At 62.8% G+C, this 15,791-nt stretch carries 12 protein-coding genes and 1 pseudogene; 1 reads left to right on the forward strand and 12 read right to left on the reverse strand.

Features of this window, described 5'->3' with window-relative positions; genetic code table 11:
- The first annotated feature begins 87 nt into the window (after nt 1–87).
- Nucleotides 88–558 carry a hypothetical protein gene (locus tag BUS42_RS32230; RefSeq protein WP_143206590.1) on the forward strand — a complete coding sequence of 157 codons (471 nt, stop codon included), beginning with the start codon at nt 88–90 and terminating at the stop codon, nt 556–558.
- 110 nt (nt 559–668) lie between these two features.
- Here BUS42_RS32230 and fusA read toward each other — a convergent pair whose 3' ends face one another.
- The 12 genes and pseudogenes from fusA to pnp all read right to left on the reverse strand — a co-directional run bounded on the left by fusA (nt 669) and on the right by pnp (nt 15,725).
- Nucleotides 669–2,732 carry an elongation factor G gene (gene fusA / locus BUS42_RS32235; protein WP_074313958.1) on the reverse strand — a complete coding sequence of 688 codons (2,064 nt, stop codon included), beginning with the start codon at nt 2,730–2,732 and terminating at the stop codon, nt 669–671.
- Between the two features lie 97 nt (nt 2,733–2,829).
- Nucleotides 2,830–3,561, reverse strand: a complete 732-nt coding sequence (hisA, locus tag BUS42_RS32240) for a 1-(5-phosphoribosyl)-5-[(5-phosphoribosylamino)methylideneamino]imidazole-4-carboxamide isomerase (protein WP_173878282.1) — start codon at nt 3,559–3,561, stop codon at nt 2,830–2,832.
- 106 nt (nt 3,562–3,667) lie between these two features.
- Nucleotides 3,668–4,273: an imidazole glycerol phosphate synthase subunit HisH gene (gene hisH / locus BUS42_RS32245; protein WP_074313963.1), complete on the reverse strand. Its 606-nt coding sequence runs from the start codon at nt 4,271–4,273 to the stop codon at nt 3,668–3,670.
- Between the two features lie 92 nt (nt 4,274–4,365).
- Complete coding sequence (locus BUS42_RS32250) at nt 4,366–4,959, reverse strand: hypothetical protein (RefSeq protein ID WP_074313966.1); 594 nt, start codon at nt 4,957–4,959, stop codon at nt 4,366–4,368.
- 54 nt (nt 4,960–5,013) lie between these two features.
- Nucleotides 5,014–5,385, reverse strand: coding sequence for a lipopolysaccharide assembly protein LapA domain-containing protein (locus tag BUS42_RS32255; protein WP_074313968.1), 372 nt, complete (start codon nt 5,383–5,385; stop codon nt 5,014–5,016).
- 54 nt (nt 5,386–5,439) lie between these two features.
- Entirely contained in the window at nt 5,440–6,381 is a 942-nt protein-coding gene (locus BUS42_RS32260) for a prepilin peptidase (RefSeq protein ID WP_074313971.1), read from the reverse strand.
- 36 nt (nt 6,382–6,417) lie between these two features.
- Nucleotides 6,418–6,975, reverse strand: a complete 558-nt coding sequence (locus BUS42_RS32265; RefSeq protein WP_074313973.1) for a shikimate kinase — start codon at nt 6,973–6,975, stop codon at nt 6,418–6,420.
- Nucleotides 6,972–8,465 carry a shikimate dehydrogenase gene (aroE, locus tag BUS42_RS32270; protein WP_074313975.1) on the reverse strand — a complete coding sequence of 498 codons (1,494 nt, stop codon included), beginning with the start codon at nt 8,463–8,465 and terminating at the stop codon, nt 6,972–6,974. The genes BUS42_RS32265 and aroE overlap by 4 nt, the downstream gene beginning before the upstream one ends.
- A gap of 167 nt (nt 8,466–8,632) precedes the next feature.
- Nucleotides 8,633–10,599 (reverse strand): annotated as a pseudogene (gene mutL / locus BUS42_RS32275) (DNA mismatch repair endonuclease MutL).
- A 525-nt stretch (nt 10,600–11,124) separates the two neighbouring features.
- Complete coding sequence (locus tag BUS42_RS32280; RefSeq protein ID WP_074313977.1) at nt 11,125–12,495, reverse strand: sigma-54-dependent transcriptional regulator; 1,371 nt, start codon at nt 12,493–12,495, stop codon at nt 11,125–11,127.
- A gap of 6 nt (nt 12,496–12,501) precedes the next feature.
- Nucleotides 12,502–13,302: a two-component system sensor histidine kinase NtrB gene (locus BUS42_RS32285; protein WP_074313979.1), complete on the reverse strand. Its 801-nt coding sequence runs from the start codon at nt 13,300–13,302 to the stop codon at nt 12,502–12,504.
- Between the two features lie 146 nt (nt 13,303–13,448).
- Nucleotides 13,449–15,725, reverse strand: a complete 2,277-nt coding sequence (pnp, locus tag BUS42_RS32290) for a polyribonucleotide nucleotidyltransferase (protein WP_074313981.1) — start codon at nt 15,723–15,725, stop codon at nt 13,449–13,451.
- Nucleotides 15,726–15,791: the final 66 nt, after the last annotated feature.

Consider the following 15,791-nt stretch of genomic DNA (forward strand, 5'->3'; position numbering starts at 1 on the left):
GGCGCTCTAATAATAGAGTGAAAAGTCAGGTTCGACCCCGAGTGGACGGGCCTCACCCCTGTGTCCGTGCGCCAAGAGGTATCACCAATGGCCCCACTCCGAATTCTCTCCGTAACCATGATCGTGGCGGGTACGTTTGTGCCATTCGCCCCGGCTCAAACCCCGAGCCCTTCGCCGAATGTGCTTCCTCGAAGCAGCAACAACCGATCCGCCTTTTCACAGATGTCGGCCCCACCGCGGCGTCGGAGCATCGTTCATCACTACCCCTACCCTTACCCGAACTACTACACGAGCGACCGTTCGGGCGGGTTCCGCAACCCAGGTGGAGTCGGTCGCTTTAGCGAGTATTATCCGCCGGGCGGCCAATTTCAGGTGAACCCCGGGGTTGACCCGGTTCGCGTCGCGTCCTTCGATCGAGGGGGCGGACCGACCCTGGCCGACCAACGGGCGGCCCAGCAGATCGGGATTCAGCGCGACTCCGTGATGCAGCAACAACTCAATAGTTTTCGTGGTTTTGGGTATGGTTACGGTGTCGGCTTCTTCGGCGGCTTTAACTGAGCGATTTGGTCGCGTCGCACGATAAGTCGGATCCAAGTCGACGGGCCGAGAAAAGGAATTCCTTTTCTCGGCCCGTCGTTGATTTGGTGTCTTGAAAATTTCAAAGCTGGTCAATCTTCCTCAATGCCCGCGCGACTCTTGGCCCACCGATCCATGATGGTTTGCTGGACGTTCGGTGGGACCGGTTCGTAGGAGCGGAATTCCATCGTGAACGAACCCTGCCCGCCGGTCATGCTCTTCAAATCGGTGGCATAACGGAGCACTTCGCTGAGCGGCACGCTTGCCTGGATCGATTGCACGCCGCCGGGCATGGCTTCCATCCCCGTAATCTGGCCGCGTCGCGTGGCCAGGTCGGCCGTGACGTCACCGAACTTCGGGAGCGGAACCACGACGTCCAACTTGACAATCGGTTCCAGCAACACCGGTCGTGCGTTCACGAACGCCTTGCGGAATGCGTTCGCCGCGGCAGTCTTGAAGGCTTGCTCGGAGCTATCGACGGCATGGTACGAGCCGAAGAAGACTTCGACCTCGACGTCGACGACCGGATTCCCGGAGACGATCCCCTTCTCCAACTGCTCCCGGGCCCCTTTCTCGACGGCCGGGACATACTGGCCAGGAATTACCCCTCCCTTGATCGAGTCGACGAAGCGGAACCCCTCACCGCGGCCGAGAGGCCGGATTCTCAACTGCACGTCGGCAAACTGGCCACGGCCCCCGGTCTGCTTCTTGTGGCGATAGTGGGCCTCCGCCTCTCCCGTAATCGTTTCGAGATAAGGGACGTGGGGGATATGCGTGTTGATGTCGAGCTTGTAACGGTTCTTGAGTCGATGCTGGATGACATCGAGATGCAACTCGCTCATGCCGGAGATGACCAGCTCGTGAGTCTGGGAGTCGCGGCGGAACGTGAACGTCGGGTCCTCGTCGGCGATCTTGGTCAGGCCGACCGAGATCCGCGGCTCATCCTCCCGCGTCTTCGGCTCCACGGCGCGTGGGACCATCGGGGTCGGGAATTGGATCGGCTTCAAGATCAGATGCGGCTCATGGCCGTTCCCCGCCGCCGTGACCGTGTCGGAGATGTGGAGGTCATCAAACTTGGGGACCGCGACGATGTCGCCGGCGATCGCCTCTTTCACTTCTTCGAGGGTCTTCCCTTGCAGGCGGTAGAGGTGCCCGGGCTTGCTCGTCTTGCCGGTGCGGAGGTTGGAGAGCAACGTGTCGCTGGCAATCCGTCCCGAGTGGATCCGGAGGAAGCTGAGTTTCCCCATGAACAAGTCGTTCGTTGTCTTGAAGACCTGTGCGATCAGTTCCCCGTCTTCATGGGGCTCGAGCTCGACCTCGTCGTCGGCCCGCGAGCCGAGTCGATGGCTGTCGGCCGGGGTCAGGCTGCAGTCGGACAGGAGATCGAGCAGTTCTTTGAGGCCGATTTCCTTGCGGGCCGAGAGGCAGACGATCGGCACGAGCTGCCCGTTCGTGATGGCGCGACAGGCGGCTTCGCGGAGCTCATGGAGTGGGAGCGTCTCCCCTTCCAGATAGCGACTCATGAGGTCTTCATCGGTCTCGACGATCTGCTCGACCACCATCTGATAGGCTTCGGCCGGATGCATCGGGCAGTCATCCGGCACGTCCTCGGGAGGGTTGAGCGCATCGATCACGCCCGAGAACTTGGAACCTTGGCCGATCGGCACGTAGAAGGGGACGCAACCGGGTCCGAAGGTTTCGCGGATCTGCTCGAGGACGTCGAGGAAATCGACGTTATCGCCGTCCATCTTGGTCAAGGCGATGATCCGGCCCAGCCTGAGCCGGGCGGCTTCTTGGAAGATGCGCCGGGTGTTGACCTCGATCCCGGCGGTGGCCGCGATGGTCGTGATCACGTTCTCGACGGCGGCCAGGCCGCTGAGAGCATTGCCGATGAAGTCAGGGTAGCCGGGGGTGTCGATCAGGTGGATCTGCCGGTTCGCCCACTCGAGGTGAAGCAGGTGGGAGTCGATCGTGATATGGCGGCGTTTCTCTTCGTCTTCCACGTCCGAGAGGCTGGTCCCGTCATCGACCGACCCGCGTCGATCGGTGGCGCCCGCGGTGTAAAGGAGGGCGTCGGCAAGACTGGTCTTACCCGACGCCCCATGTCCAGCCAAGGCAATGTTGCGGATGTCAGTGATATGATAGGTTGTGGTCATGGCGTCTCGTCCTCCCGTTTGGGTTTGGGCTGAGTCTCCCGCCTTGGGACCGACGACCAAGCCACCCGTAAGAAAAGGACGAGCCGAGCCGGCCTGCCTAGGGTGTTGAAGAATGGTCGCCAGCCCGTTCCCGTGCTTCGCGAAGCCGGAAACGACCGTCGTACAGGGCGCGCCCGACGATGCAAGCCGCGATTGGCAAGGCCGCCAGCTGCGCCAGATCCTCCAGACGACCGACACCCCCTGACGCAATCACAGGGGTCTTCAAGCGCAGGGCGAGCGCCTCGGTGGCGGCCAGGTTTGGCCCCTCGAGCATGCCGTCACACGCGATGTCGGTATAGACGACGCCGCCGAGCGGCAGATCGTCGAACTGTTCGGCCAAGGTTGTCGCCTCGACCGAAGACACTTCCAGCCAGCCACCGGTCGCGACTTGGCCGTTGCGGGCGTCGAGACCGAGGACCAACCGTTGGGGGTACTTGAGCGCCATCGCCCGGAACCAGGCCGGGTCTTTGAGCGCCTGGGTCCCCACGATGACTCGTTCCAGTCCGGCTTCGAGCCAGACGGCGATCGTCGCTTCGTCCCGGACTCCCCCGCCGAGCTGGCACGGGATGGTGAGACGTTTCAGGATACTGCGAACGGCCTCGACGTTGACGGGGCGACCCGCCTTCGCACCGTCGAGGTCGACCAGATGAAGCCTGGTCGCTCCTTCCGCCTCCCAATGCGCGGCCATGGCCGCGGGATCCTTACCGAAAACAGTCTCTTGGTCATAGTCACCCTGCTTGAGGCGAACACAGTTCCCCCCTCGCAGGTCAATGGCCGGGATCACTTGCATGATCGTCACCAGGGCCTCATCAAGCCTTCGACACGTTCAATGTAGCCGTGCCCGGAGGGGCTCGCAAGAACCTTGTCCGGGGAGCCAACGATGGGGATCACTACTTTCAGAGTGCGGCAAAATTCGCGTACATCGCCAGTCCGACGCGCTGGCTCTTTTCCGGGTGGAACTGGCAGGCCATCACGTTGTCGCGCCAGATCATCGCGGTGAACGGGGTCGGGTGATCGGACTCGGCCGCAACGTCTTTGGACCGTTCGGGCACGGCGTGGTACGAGTGGACGAAGTAGACCGAGGGGGCGGGCTCCAGGCCTTTGAGCAGAGGCGCCGGGTGGAGGATCCGGAGCGTGTTCCAACCCATGTGGGGAATCTTCAGCCCGGGTGCCGAAACGAACCGGACCACGCGGCCGGGGATGATCCCGAGCCCTTGGTGGATCCCATCCTCTTCGCTGACGTCGAAGAGCAGTTGCAGGCCCAGGCAGACGCCGAGGCAAGGTTTCCCAGCCTGTGCGGCCTCGCGGAAGGCGTCGCCGAGCCCGGTGCGCCGGAGCTCGGTAGCGGCATCGGCGAAGGCGCCGACGCCTGGAAGGATGACCTTGGAGGCGTTGCGGACGCGGTCGGGATCGGAGCTGATCTCCGCGGTTTGGCCCACCGCCTCGAGCGCCTTCTGAACGCTCCGCAGGTTGCCCATCCCGTAATCAATGATGACGATCATTTCGTTCGAAAATGCTCTTCGGGTTGTTTGTCGTCAAAAAAATGAATCGATGGTAACACCCAAAGAACCAGACCGACAACACGTCTCGAGGTTCAGCGCACCTGCTTCTTCGGGTTCGAGGCGGTTGTGCCGTGCGCGATCGGGAGCCAGCGGTCGGGATCGTTCAGCGAGCTTTGCGGACCGAAGGCATCACCGTGGGTCGGCCTGGGGTCGATCACGTGCTCGTCGTCATTGGGGTCGATCCGCGGAATCGTCTCGATTCGACCAGGGATTTGCGTGAACGGTGCCTTGCGTCGCTTCCGGCTCGATTGCGCGGCCGGAATCGTGTTCCTGGCGTCAGCGCCGCCGTCGAGGTCGCGACTGGTGGTGGCCGATGACTGAGCGTCGAAGTCCACCCCTCGCTGGCTCAACTGCAGTCGCGCGTCATCGAGCCTGGCCCGGAGGTCGCCGTTGTCGGTCTCCTCCATGACGAGCTTGTTTTCAATCTCACGACTGTCGGTCTTGAGCTGAGCCACTTCTTTACGGAGCTGTTGATTCTCATACTCGAGATGGCTGAGGCTCGTCTTGAGTGTCCCCATCGACGTCCGGCGCGGCAACGTGATGCCGGTGCCGGTCTGCGCGCAGCCCGTCAAGAGACCGGACACGGCCACGAGAGTGACAATTTTGGGGGCTTGGCCAAACCACATGACGACACCTGGCCGATCGCGGCGCGAGGGGATGCCGATTTGAAATCGACTCGTTCAGGACCACTGCGACTCTGAAAAACCTTCGGTTGTCTTGGCGGCGTAATCCGCGGGTGGACGATCGTCGGGGAGTTCCGATCCTTCGTCTCCGCCTCGAAGCCGGAGCGATTTTCTGCGTTTGACCGTGTAGACCAGGGTCATCGTCAGGGCGGTCACAATCGCTCCCACCAGGGCGCTGAGGAGGATGACGAGTCCCAACGAACTCGAAAGACTGCCCAGCCGGAACGGGAAGGCGACGGTGACGGGTTGGTTATTGGCCCAGATGAACCAGAGCATCAGTCCGAGCACCATCGCCAGCGCGATCAGGCGGCGGTACACCCAGAAGTTCCGGACGATCGAAGGCCTGCGGCGTTTGTAGAGATATGCCATGTGATCGCCTCCCGCGAGACTCTCCCTCTCCTCAATTGGGGCGGACACACTCGCTCATCCCTCCACACCCATCGTCACCCACAAGAATAGCACGAGGAGTGTGTGGAAGAGGTCTTTCGCCCAGCCATCCCAGAGCCAGGGCCACGACAGAACCAGTGCGACCGCTGCCATGCTCAAATAGGGCCCAAAAGGAATTTCGCGGTCGGCACTCGAGGATTTCGCGCCACTCAGCCGTTTCACGATGTATTTGGCGAGTTTTCCAAGGGCATGCGCCAGACCAAAGAAGGGAGCGATGAAGAAGGTGAGGACCGCCGCCTGCCAGCCCAGGAACGCGCCGATCATCGCCATCAGGGTCACGTCACCGAAGCCCATCGCCTCGCGACCGACCGCCAGTGAGCCGAGGAGCCGAACCGTCCCGGTCAAGCCTCCCCCGATCAGGAGCCCGGCCACCCCGGTCCAAAAGCCGCCCCACGCTGTTAAAGCCGTTGAAGGCTCGGGGCGAATCCAAGGGTAGACCGTCCCCAAAGCCACCCCCGCGATCATTCCGGTCAAGGTGATCGCGTCGGGAATGATGTAGAGGTCGTAGTCGATGAACGTGCTGGCCACGAGGAGCGCGATCAGGATGGCGTGGAACAACCAGGTGGTGAACAGCCAGGTGGGCAATTCCCCCTGCCAGACCCGGCGCCCGTGGATCACGTCCACGATGAAGATCGCGACGAACAGGAGGCCGACCAGCGCTTCGATCAACGGGTAGCGGACCGAGATCGGATTGCGGCACGACCGGCACTTCCCGCCCAGGGCGAGCCACCCGAAGATCGGCACGTTGTCGCGGGCGGCGATCGCGCTCCAGCACCGGGGACAGTGGGACGCCGGCCAGATCACACTCTTCTGCCAGGGAATCCGGTAGATACAGACGTTCAGGAAGCTGCCGACGACGGCCCCGAGCGCGAACAGCCAGGTTCCCATCAACAGGAGTAGCGGCAACGTCGTGGGCAAGTCAGCAGCCTTTGCACAAAAAAAAAGGAGGATCCACTATGACGATTGTCCGCCCCGGTCGTCCCATTCGTCAAGGATTGCGTCGACCACCTGTCGCGTGGTCCGGCCGCCGGTCTCGATCACGAGGTCGGCGACTTCGCGGTACAACGGGGCGCGGGCTTGGAGGACGTCCGCCAGTTCCGCGATCGTGCCGGCCGACGTGAGCGCGGGGCGATGAGCCAGGCCCCGCGGATTCGCCAGCAGCCGATCAGTGAGCAAGGCGGGGTCGGCCGTGAGCCAGACCACGAAGCCAAACTCACGGAGTCGTTTCCGGTTCGACTCGCGAAGGACCACGCCTCCGCCGGTCGCCAGGATCAGTTCGGGTCTCGTGGTCAGCTCACCGAGCATCCGTTCTTCCCAGTCGCGAAAGCAGGGCTCGCCGAGCTCGGCGAAGATCGACGGAATCGATCGGCCGGACGCGGCTTCCAATTCGACATCGGCATCCGCGAACGGGCGGCCCAGTCGATCGGCCAAAATCCGCCCAACTGACGACTTTCCGGTCCCTCGGAGCCCGACCAGCGCCAGACCTTGACGATGTGAACGATTTTCCTTCATAAACGGACCGGTCCAAGTTTACGCTTTAGCGCGGCTCGCATGACGTCCTTCGGCGCGTCCATGCCGGTATAGAGCTTGAACTGCTCGGCCGCCTGGCCCACGAACATATCCACCCCGTTGATCGGGATGCACTCACGTTCTCGGGCGAGCTTGAGGAACATCGTGTTTTCGGGGTGGTAGATCGTGTCGAACGCGATCATGCCGGGTGTGCTGAACGTCGCAGGGGGAACCGGCGTGTCATCGACGTCAGGGTGCATGCCGACCGGAGTGCAGTTCACCACGATTTCCGCCAGCGTGCTGGCCCGCTGAGCCCAGGTCACCGTGCGGCAACCGACTTCCTCGGCCAATTTCGTGGCGCGGGCGTCGTGGCGATTCGTGATGGTGACGCTCGCACCGCGCCGCGCACACCCGAAGCCGATCGAGCGGGCCGCTCCTCCCGCCCCGAGAATCAGGACTTGCTTGTCCATCAACGGGCTGGTGCCATCCTCTTTCAGCCCTCCCATCCCGGCTTCGAGCGTGTCCATCGCCGCTCGGTAGTCGGTATTGTGGCCGATCTTTTTGCCCTTTTGAAACACCAAGGTATTGCACGAACCGGTGCGCTCGACCGCCCCGTCCTTCTGGTCGAGGAGCTTGACGAGCTCTTCCTTGTGCGGAATCGTGACGCTGTACCCTTGGATGTTTAACACTTCGAGTTCTTTGAGCGACGCCTCGAGTGTGCCCGCCGGAATCAGCAACGGCACCAGGACCTTGTTCAGGCCGAGGTGTCGGAACGCGGCGTTGTGGATCGCCGGGCTCAGGCTTTGCTCGATCGGGTCGCCGATGACGGCGTAGACTTCGGTCTCCGCGTCGATCATGTCATAAGCGTAGTCGTTCTTGAGCACCTGATAGGTGGGCATTCCCGGCGCGAAGGTCCGCTCGGGATTGATGCCCGCGTAGGTGAACGGCGCCTTGTACTTGGCCCCCAAGACCCGGGTGAAGAACCCGATCTCCCCCATCGCGATCGTGACCGTCGGCACGTGCGCCCGGGTTCCGAGGTTGAGGACGCGGAGTGCATCGCTCAAGCTCTCGGCCTTGGTGGCAATCTTGACCACGTCAGCGTCCATCTCATCGCACTGTTCGGCGATCTCGACGAGTTCCGCCGGGGTTTTCTTCAAGTTGTGATAGGAGACGATCCGCTTCGTTTTGCCGAACCGGCGGATCTTGGGCGCGATATCCATCTCGAGGTCAACGTAATCGACCCCGAGCGCGATCGCCTCGCGAAGCAGTTGCTGGCGCCGATCTTCGCTTCCCCGCCAGATTCCGCCATCGACGCCGCGACGAATCGTGAAGACGAGCGGGGTCGGCCGATTGGCCAGGATGCGCTTGAGGTCCGGCTCGCGTCGCAAGCAATCCAGGCGCAGCTCGACCAGCTCGACGCCGGCGGCCGCGGCCTCTTTCCATTCCTCGGCGAGCGAAGCGTGACGGCCTCGCCCAAGTGTGACGCAGATCATCGTCGGACTCCCAGACCCAACCCGACTTACGGCGGTTAAGTATTTGTGTAGACGACCCGAATTGTACGGCGCGGCCCGGCTTTGACGAAAGAGGGCGGATCGAAACTGGCTCAGGCTTCATCCCACGCTCGGGACCTGAATCTTTTGCGGGATCGCGGCTCGACCGATCAGACCCGTCCGAACTGACGCTCCAACTCCGACTTGGTGAAGATCAAGGCCGTCGGACGGCCATGCGGGCAGTGGTGCGAGTCGGAAACCAGGTGACGCCGTTCGAGCAACGCCTGAACCTCGTCGGGCGTCAGCCGCTGACCGGCTTTCACGGCGGCTTTGCATGCGATCATGTTCAAGAGATCGGCCAGGATCGCGTCGGCGGTCGGTGGCAGTGGTTTGGTCGCGAAGTGCTCGGCGAGATCGCGGAGGAGCCGCTCGGGAGAGACCCCCGAAAGCATGGCGGGAGCGCCATGGATGAGCACGGTGTCTCCGCCGAACGGTTCGATCTCGAGGCCCAGATTCTTGAGCAAGTCGCGCTGTTCGAGGATCAGCGACGCCTCGGCGCCCGGGAGGTCGACCGGCTCGGGGACGAGGAGCCGCTGCGATTCGACCCCCCCCGCTCCACCCGTCGCTTCAGCTCCTCATAGAGGATCCGTTCGTGCAAGGCGTGCTGGTCGATGACCATCATCCCGTCATCCGTCTCGGCGACGAGGTAGCTGTCATGAACCTGGAACGCTTTGAGGGGAACGCCGGGAAGGAGGCTGAGCTCGCCGCCACCGACACTGGGTTCCAACTCTCGCTCTCCCTCGGGGCCGGCCGGTGGGGGGATCGCGCCCGTCGAAGCATGCTCCGATGCCGATAAGTCGTTAAACTCGTCGAACGGAGTCTCGGAGGCTTGTGGCGGAGTCGACGGCAGCGCCGGGGCCCACGACGGGAGCGAGACCGGTCCCCCGGCGTAGCCCGGTGATGGGAATGCCTTGAACTGGCCGGGATTGCTCGGTGTGCTGGGAGCGAACCAGTTGGCCACCTCCTGGCGGGCCTGGGATGGCTCGGCAAGCTGGAACCGCGAGGTGGGCTCACTCCGTGGCGGTGTTTCCGAGGCCGAGTAAGTCGCCGAGGCGGCTTCGGCATTCGCCTGAAGTCTCGAGTGCAGGTCGCTGGCGAGAAAGGTCTGGCGGACGGTCGCGAGGAGCTGGCTGTAGATTCGCTGACCGTCCCGGAACCGGACTTCCACCTTGGTGGGGTGGACGTTGACATCCACCTGGTCCGGGGGAAGGTCGAGGTGCAAGAAGGCGACCGGACTGCGACCGACCATCAGTAACCCCCGGTATGCCTCGGCCAAAGCGTGCGCCAGGGATCGGTCGCGAACATAGCGCCCGCCCACGAACAGGAACTGTCCCTTGGCCGTCGACCGGCTCTGTGAGGGGTGGGCCACGTAGCCCCACAGATGAATGTCGTCGACCTGGCTCTCGATCCAGAGGAGCGAGTCGGCCAACTCCCGCCCGAAGAAGACGGCGATCCGTTCATTGATGCCGGTGACCGCGGGCAGGTCGTGAACGAGCTTTCCCGCCGACCGGAACGTGAGGTGGATGGTCGGGTGCGCCAGGGCGACCCGCGAAAACATCTCCGCGACGTGTCCCGCCTCGGTCGAGTCGGACTTGAGGAACGTCCGCCGCACGGGCGTGTTGGCGAACAGGTTGCGGACCTCGAAGACCGTGCCCGGAGGGCAGCCACACGACCGGATTGGACTGGCGATCCCGGCGTCGATGGAGATCTCCGACCCCTCCGGCGAGTCGGCCTGACGAGTCTGGCACCGCACCTTGGAGACCTCGGCGATCGCCGCCAGCGCCTCGCCGCGAAAGCCGAGGGTGGCGATCCGGAACAAGTCCTCCGCCTCGGCGAGCTTGCTCGTCGCGTGCGGCATGAAGGCGAGTGGCAGGTCGTCCACTCCGATCCCGCGGCCGTTGTCCGCGATCCGGATCAGATCCTTCCCCCCCCGCTCCACCGCCACGTCGATCCGCGACGCACCGGCGTCGATCGCGTTCTCGAGCAGTTCCTTGACCACGCTCGCCGGTCGTTCCACCACTTCGCCGGCCGCGATCTGATTAATGACCGCCGCTGACAATTGCCGGATGATCCCCATGACGTCACTCCCCCGAAAGACTCTTTACGAGATTATAACCTCTGGTCTTTCGTCCCGAAACTTCGAGTGCCGTAGGCGGGCCCACCCGGATTGAAACGGCAAGGCGAGCGGGGAGCGTCAGCTCCCTGACTTCCTGGGAGCGAGAAGGCCAAGCCGGACCGCTTCGCCGAACCCGTCATTCCCGGATGTAGGGTAGGCACGGTCCACCATTTAAAAATTCAATGACAAATCACACAAATTAAGAATTTAACCACGAATGACACGAATAAATGCAAGCAATAAAAAATAATTAAGAAATTAGTTGAAATTAATGATTTGTGTCATTCGTGGTTGAAAAATTGCGATAATTTGGTTTTGCTTAACCCCCGTTTTGGCAAGGAGAACGGGAAGGTGGACCGTGCCCACCCTACGGAAACCATTCGATTTTGATCGTGAATCAACCGTGAATTGATTACGACTTTATCACAGGTTCGGCGAGGTCTTCGACCAAGCGAGTGCGCTGTGGCTATCGTGGTTCGGGGGACCTCAGGCGATTTCGTATTCTTTGAGCTTACGGTAGAGGGTGCGCTCGCCGATTCCGAGAAGCTTCGCGGCATCCTCGCGATTTCCGTTGGTCATCTTCAACGTTTCGGCGATGTAGTATTTTTCGATTTGCTCGAGGGAGCGGCCGACCAGGCTGACTTGGCCGCCGCCGGTCGCTTCACCGGTGATCGTTGCCGAGGCCTGGATCTCCTCGGTCAGGTCATCGATGTCGAGGATCCCGTCGTAGTCGATGACGACCATACTCTCGATCGTATTCTTCAACTCGCGGACATTTCCAGGCCAAGGATGGCTCATCAGCGCCTTGCGCGTGGCGGGGGTGATCGAGGTTACCGTCTTGCCATGGGAAGTGGTGAATTCTTTGAGGAAGAACTCGATCAGGAGCGGAATATCCTCGCGCCGTTGGCGGAGGGGCGATAACTTTACGCTGACCACCTTGAGGCGGTGATACAGGTCCTGTCGAAACGAGCCGGCGGTGATCGCCTCGGTCAGGTCACGGTTGGTCGCCGAGATCAGCCGGACGTTCACTTTCAAAGGTTCATTGGTGCCGACTTTGACAATCTCTCCCGACTCGATGGCTCGGAGCAGCTTGACCTGGGTCGAGAGCGGGATGTCGCCGACCTCGTCGAGAAACAAGGTGCCGCCGTTGGCGTGCTCGAACCAGCCTTTTCGCTCGCGATCCGCGCCGGTGAATGCACCGCGGACATGCCCGAAGAGTTCGCTTTCGAGGATGTTATCACTGAGCGCCGCACAGTTGAGGGGCACGAAGGGTTTGTAGCGTCTTGGGCTGTTGTTGTGGAGCGCCTTGGCCACAAGCTCCTTGCCGGTGCCGCTCTCGCCGGTGATCAAGACGGTGGCCGAGGTGGGAGCGATCTGGCGGAGCCGGGCGACCACCGTGTGCATCGACGGAGAGTTGCCGATCACGCCCTCGAAGCCGAACCGCTCGTTGAGCTGGCGCTGAAGTTCCAGGTTCGACCGTGCGAGCCGTTGGGTTTGCGAGACTTTGTCGGCGACGGTCCGCAGTTCGCTGATATCGAGCGGCTTGGTCAGATAAGTGGTCGCCCCCGCCTGCATCGCGGTAACGGCCGTCTTGATGGTGCTGTGGCCGGTCAGGATGACGACTTCGGAGTCGGGAAGCTCGCGTTTGGCTTTGCCAAGGACCTCGAGACCACCGACGCCGTCCATGATGAGGTCGGTCACGATGATGTCGAAGCTCTGCTCTTCGATCAGCCGGAGCCCTTCCCGCCCGCTGTTCGCCACCACGCATTCATAGCCGACGCGCTCGAGGCTTTCGGCCACCGCCTCGGCGTGGGGCTCGTCGTCATCGACCACAAGGACGCGAATTTGCTGATCCATCAGACCTCAGCTCTGCTCGGGATCCGGATCGAGGTTGGGCAAACGAACCGTGAATTGAGACCCTTTGCCGGGCACGCTCTGGACGTGCAGACTACCGCCGTGCGCCTCGACAATCTTCCGGGTCGTGGCGAGGCCCAGGCCGCTTCCATTGGCCCGCGTCGAGAAGAACGCCTCGAAGACGCGCGAGCGAACTTCGTCGCTCATGCCGATCCCCGTGTCCGTAACATCGAGGATGTTCCAGCGCCCCTCGCGTCTCGTCCTCATCATGAGCTCGCCGCCGTCAGGCATCGCTTGCTCCGCGTTGAGGATCAGGTTCAAAAGGGCTTGCTTGAACAGTTCGGTATCGAGCGGGACCAACGGGAGGTTGAGCGTGTACTGGGTTCGGAACACGATCCCCTTCGTCGCGGCCTGAGGCTCGCGGAAGTCGCGCATATCATCGACGACCACGTTGAGGTCGGTGGGCTTGGTCTCCAGTTCCTGAACGCGGGCGAAGCGCAGGAAGTTTTCGAGAATGTCTTGGAGTCGCTGGCTCTCGCGGCGGAGTCGCTCGATTTTCTGGAGCACGCGGCGATCGCGCGGTGTTTCCGGATTCTCGAAATCCTCGGCAAGCAGGTCGAGATTCAAGGAGAGCGTGGAGAGCGGGTTCCGGATCTCGTGCGCCAGGCCACCGGCGAGCTCGGCGATTTCGGCATACTGCGCGCGGAGCCGGCGATTGATCTCGTGCTCGTCGATCTCACTGGCGATCGTGGATGCGAACGAGTCTTGGGGATCGTCGTCCGTCGGATTATTGAGCGAGTGGTTGTCCATGGGCGATGCCCGGTCCCAGGGGAAACGCGCGATGGCCTCGGAGCCACGACGAGTGGAGATCGGCGTGTCTTTGGCAGAAAGGACCGGCCCCCAATCAAGAGGGAGCCGGTCCTGAGGTTGCCGTCAAAAGAGAAAGAGCGTGAGGCTTAGTCGCGGCGCGGTCCGCGATCGCCACCACCGGGGCCACCTCGGCCACCGCCGAAGTCGCGACGAGGAGGACCACCGGGACCGCGGTCCCCGCCGCCTCCACCACCGCCACCCTGGGGCCGGTCACCGGCCGGGTGGGCCTTGGCGTATTCGTCGACCTCGCCGCGCTCGGCCAGGGCGGCCTTGCGTGAGAGCTTGACGCGATCCTGGTCATCGACTGAGATCGCCTTGACCAGCATCGGGTCGCCGACCCGGCAGATGTCAGTCACGCTGCTGACGTAACCGTCGGACAGCTCGCTGATATGTACCAGACCGTCTTTGCCGGGGAGGATTTCGACGAAGGCGCCGAAGTCCTTGATCGAGGTGACGCGTCCTTCGTAGATCCGTCCGACCTGGACGCCTTCGGTCATCGCCTGGATCTTGTCGCGAGCGGCCTCCGCCCCTTCCGCCGTGCTGCTGGAGAGGGTGACGATTCCGCTGTCTTCGATGTCGATCTTGGCGCCTGTCTCGTCCTGGAGGCGACGAATCGTCTTGCCGCCGGGGCCGATAATCAGGCCGATCTTCTCGGGGTTGATCTGGATCTGGATCAGGCGAGGCGCGTTGTTCGAGATCTCTTCGCGCGGCCGCTTGATCGAGCGGAGCATCGCCCGGAGAATCTCGAGCCGGGCTTCGTGAGCCTGCTCGAGGGTCGCCTTGACGATCTCCTCGGTGATCCCCGCGTTCTTGAGGTCGAGCTGGATCCCGGTGACGCCGCGCTGGGTGCCGGCGACCTTGAAATCCATGTCGCCGAAGTGGTCTTCGTCACCGATGATATCGGTGAGGAGGACGAATCGACCGGAGGCCTCGTCTTCGACCAGGCCGATCGAGATCCCACCGACCGGGTCGCTGATCGGCACGCCGGCGTCCATCAGGCTGAGCGTCGCTCCGCAGACGGAGGCCATCGAGCTCGAGCCGTTCGACTCGAGGATGTCGGACACGACGCGAATCGTGTACGGGAATCGCGTCGAACCGGGCAGGATCGGGGCGACCGACCGCTCGGCCAGGGCGCCGTGGCCGATTTCACGACGGCCGGGGCCGCGAATCGGACGGACCTCGCCCACCGCGAACGAGGGCATGTTGTAGTCCAGCATGAACTTCTTGCTGAACTCGTCCATGATGCCGTCGACCCGCTGCTCGTCGGCGGACGTCCCCAGCACGGTCGTCACCAGGGCTTGGGTTTCGCCCCGCTGGAAGATCGCCGAGCCGTGGGCTCGGGGGAGGACGCCGACCTCGCAATGGATCGGTCGGAGGTCGCGTGGGCCGCGGCCGTCGGGCCGTTTGCCTTCGAGAATCAACTCGCGAACGACGCGCTCTTCGACCGCGGAGAACGCCCCCTTCACCTGGGCGGGGGTGACGTGGCCCGACTTGTCTTCCGGGCAAAACTCGGACGTGATCCGCTTGAGAAGATCCTTGGTGGCGTTGTTCCGGTCGGCCTTGCCATGGATCTGCTTGTAGTCGCGGAGTTCCCGGCCGAATCGGTCGTAGAGGGTCCGCCGGAGCGGATCTTCCGGAGCGACCTGGGGCTCGAACGGAGGCAGCCCGCAAGCGGCGACGAGCTCATGCTGCAGCGCGATGATATCCTGGTTGATTCGGTGGGCCGTCATGATCGCCTCGAGCATCTCGGGCTCGGGCAGTTCATCGCTGAACCCTTCGATCATCACGATCCGGTGTTCGGTGCTCGCGACGACGAGGTCGAGATCGCTTTCCGCGAGCTCGTCGACGTTCGGCAACGGGATCAACTTGCCGTCGACTCGCGCGAGTCGGACCGAGCCGATGGGGCCGAGGAACGGGAGCCGGGCCAGGACGAGCGAGGCCGAGGCGCCGATCATCGAGAGGACGTCGGCATCATTCTTGCGGTCCGACGAGATCGGACCCGCCTGGATTTGGACCTCGTCGCGGTACGAGTCGGAGAAGAGCGGACGGATCGGGCGATCGATCAGTCGGGAGGTGAGAATTTCTTTAGTGGTCGGCCGGCCTTCACGCTTGATGAAGCCACCGGGGAACTTACCTGCGGCATAGACCTTTTCCCGGTAGTCGACCGTAAGCGGGAAGAAGTCGAGCCCTTCACGGCCGGGGCCGGCCACGGTCGCGACGAGAGTCATGGTGTCGCCGACCCGAACGACAACTGCGCCGCTGGCCTGCTTGGCGAGACGACCGGTCTCAATAGTGAGCCGTTTATCACCGATCGTACGTTCGACGGTGACAGGCTTCCGCGTTGCGAAAGACGAGGTTGACATGGACTGCACCTACATACGTTCGTTCTGTAGCGGTCGGGGAATGGGAAGGCGACCATGCGCACCGGT

Source organism: Singulisphaera sp. GP187 (genome assembly GCF_900129635.1).
Lineage (GTDB): Bacteria > Planctomycetota > Planctomycetia > Isosphaerales > Isosphaeraceae > Singulisphaera.

Coding starts and splice junctions, on each gene's coding strand:
- BUS42_RS32285 (WP_074313979.1), bottom strand. CDS start 13,302: ATGGACAACCACTCGCTCAATAATCCGACGGACGACGATCCCCAAGAC.
- BUS42_RS32250 (WP_074313966.1), bottom strand. CDS start 4,959: ATGTGGTTTGGCCAAGCCCCCAAAATTGTCACTCTCGTGGCCGTGTCC.
- hisA (WP_173878282.1), bottom strand. CDS start 3,561: ATGCAAGTGATCCCGGCCATTGACCTGCGAGGGGGGAACTGTGTTCGC.
- aroE (WP_074313975.1), bottom strand. CDS start 8,465: ATGATCTGCGTCACACTTGGGCGAGGCCGTCACGCTTCGCTCGCCGAG.
- hisH (WP_074313963.1), bottom strand. CDS start 4,273: ATGATCGTCATCATTGATTACGGGATGGGCAACCTGCGGAGCGTTCAG.
- BUS42_RS32255 (WP_074313968.1), bottom strand. CDS start 5,385: ATGGCATATCTCTACAAACGCCGCAGGCCTTCGATCGTCCGGAACTTC.
- BUS42_RS32265 (WP_074313973.1), bottom strand. CDS start 6,975: ATGAAGGAAAATCGTTCACATCGTCAAGGTCTGGCGCTGGTCGGGCTC.
- BUS42_RS32230 (WP_143206590.1), top strand. CDS start 88: ATGGCCCCACTCCGAATTCTCTCCGTAACCATGATCGTGGCGGGTACG.
- fusA (WP_074313958.1), bottom strand. CDS start 2,732: ATGACCACAACCTATCATATCACTGACATCCGCAACATTGCCTTGGCT.
- BUS42_RS32280 (WP_074313977.1), bottom strand. CDS start 12,495: ATGGATCAGCAAATTCGCGTCCTTGTGGTCGATGACGACGAGCCCCAC.
- pnp (WP_074313981.1), bottom strand. CDS start 15,725: ATGTCAACCTCGTCTTTCGCAACGCGGAAGCCTGTCACCGTCGAACGT.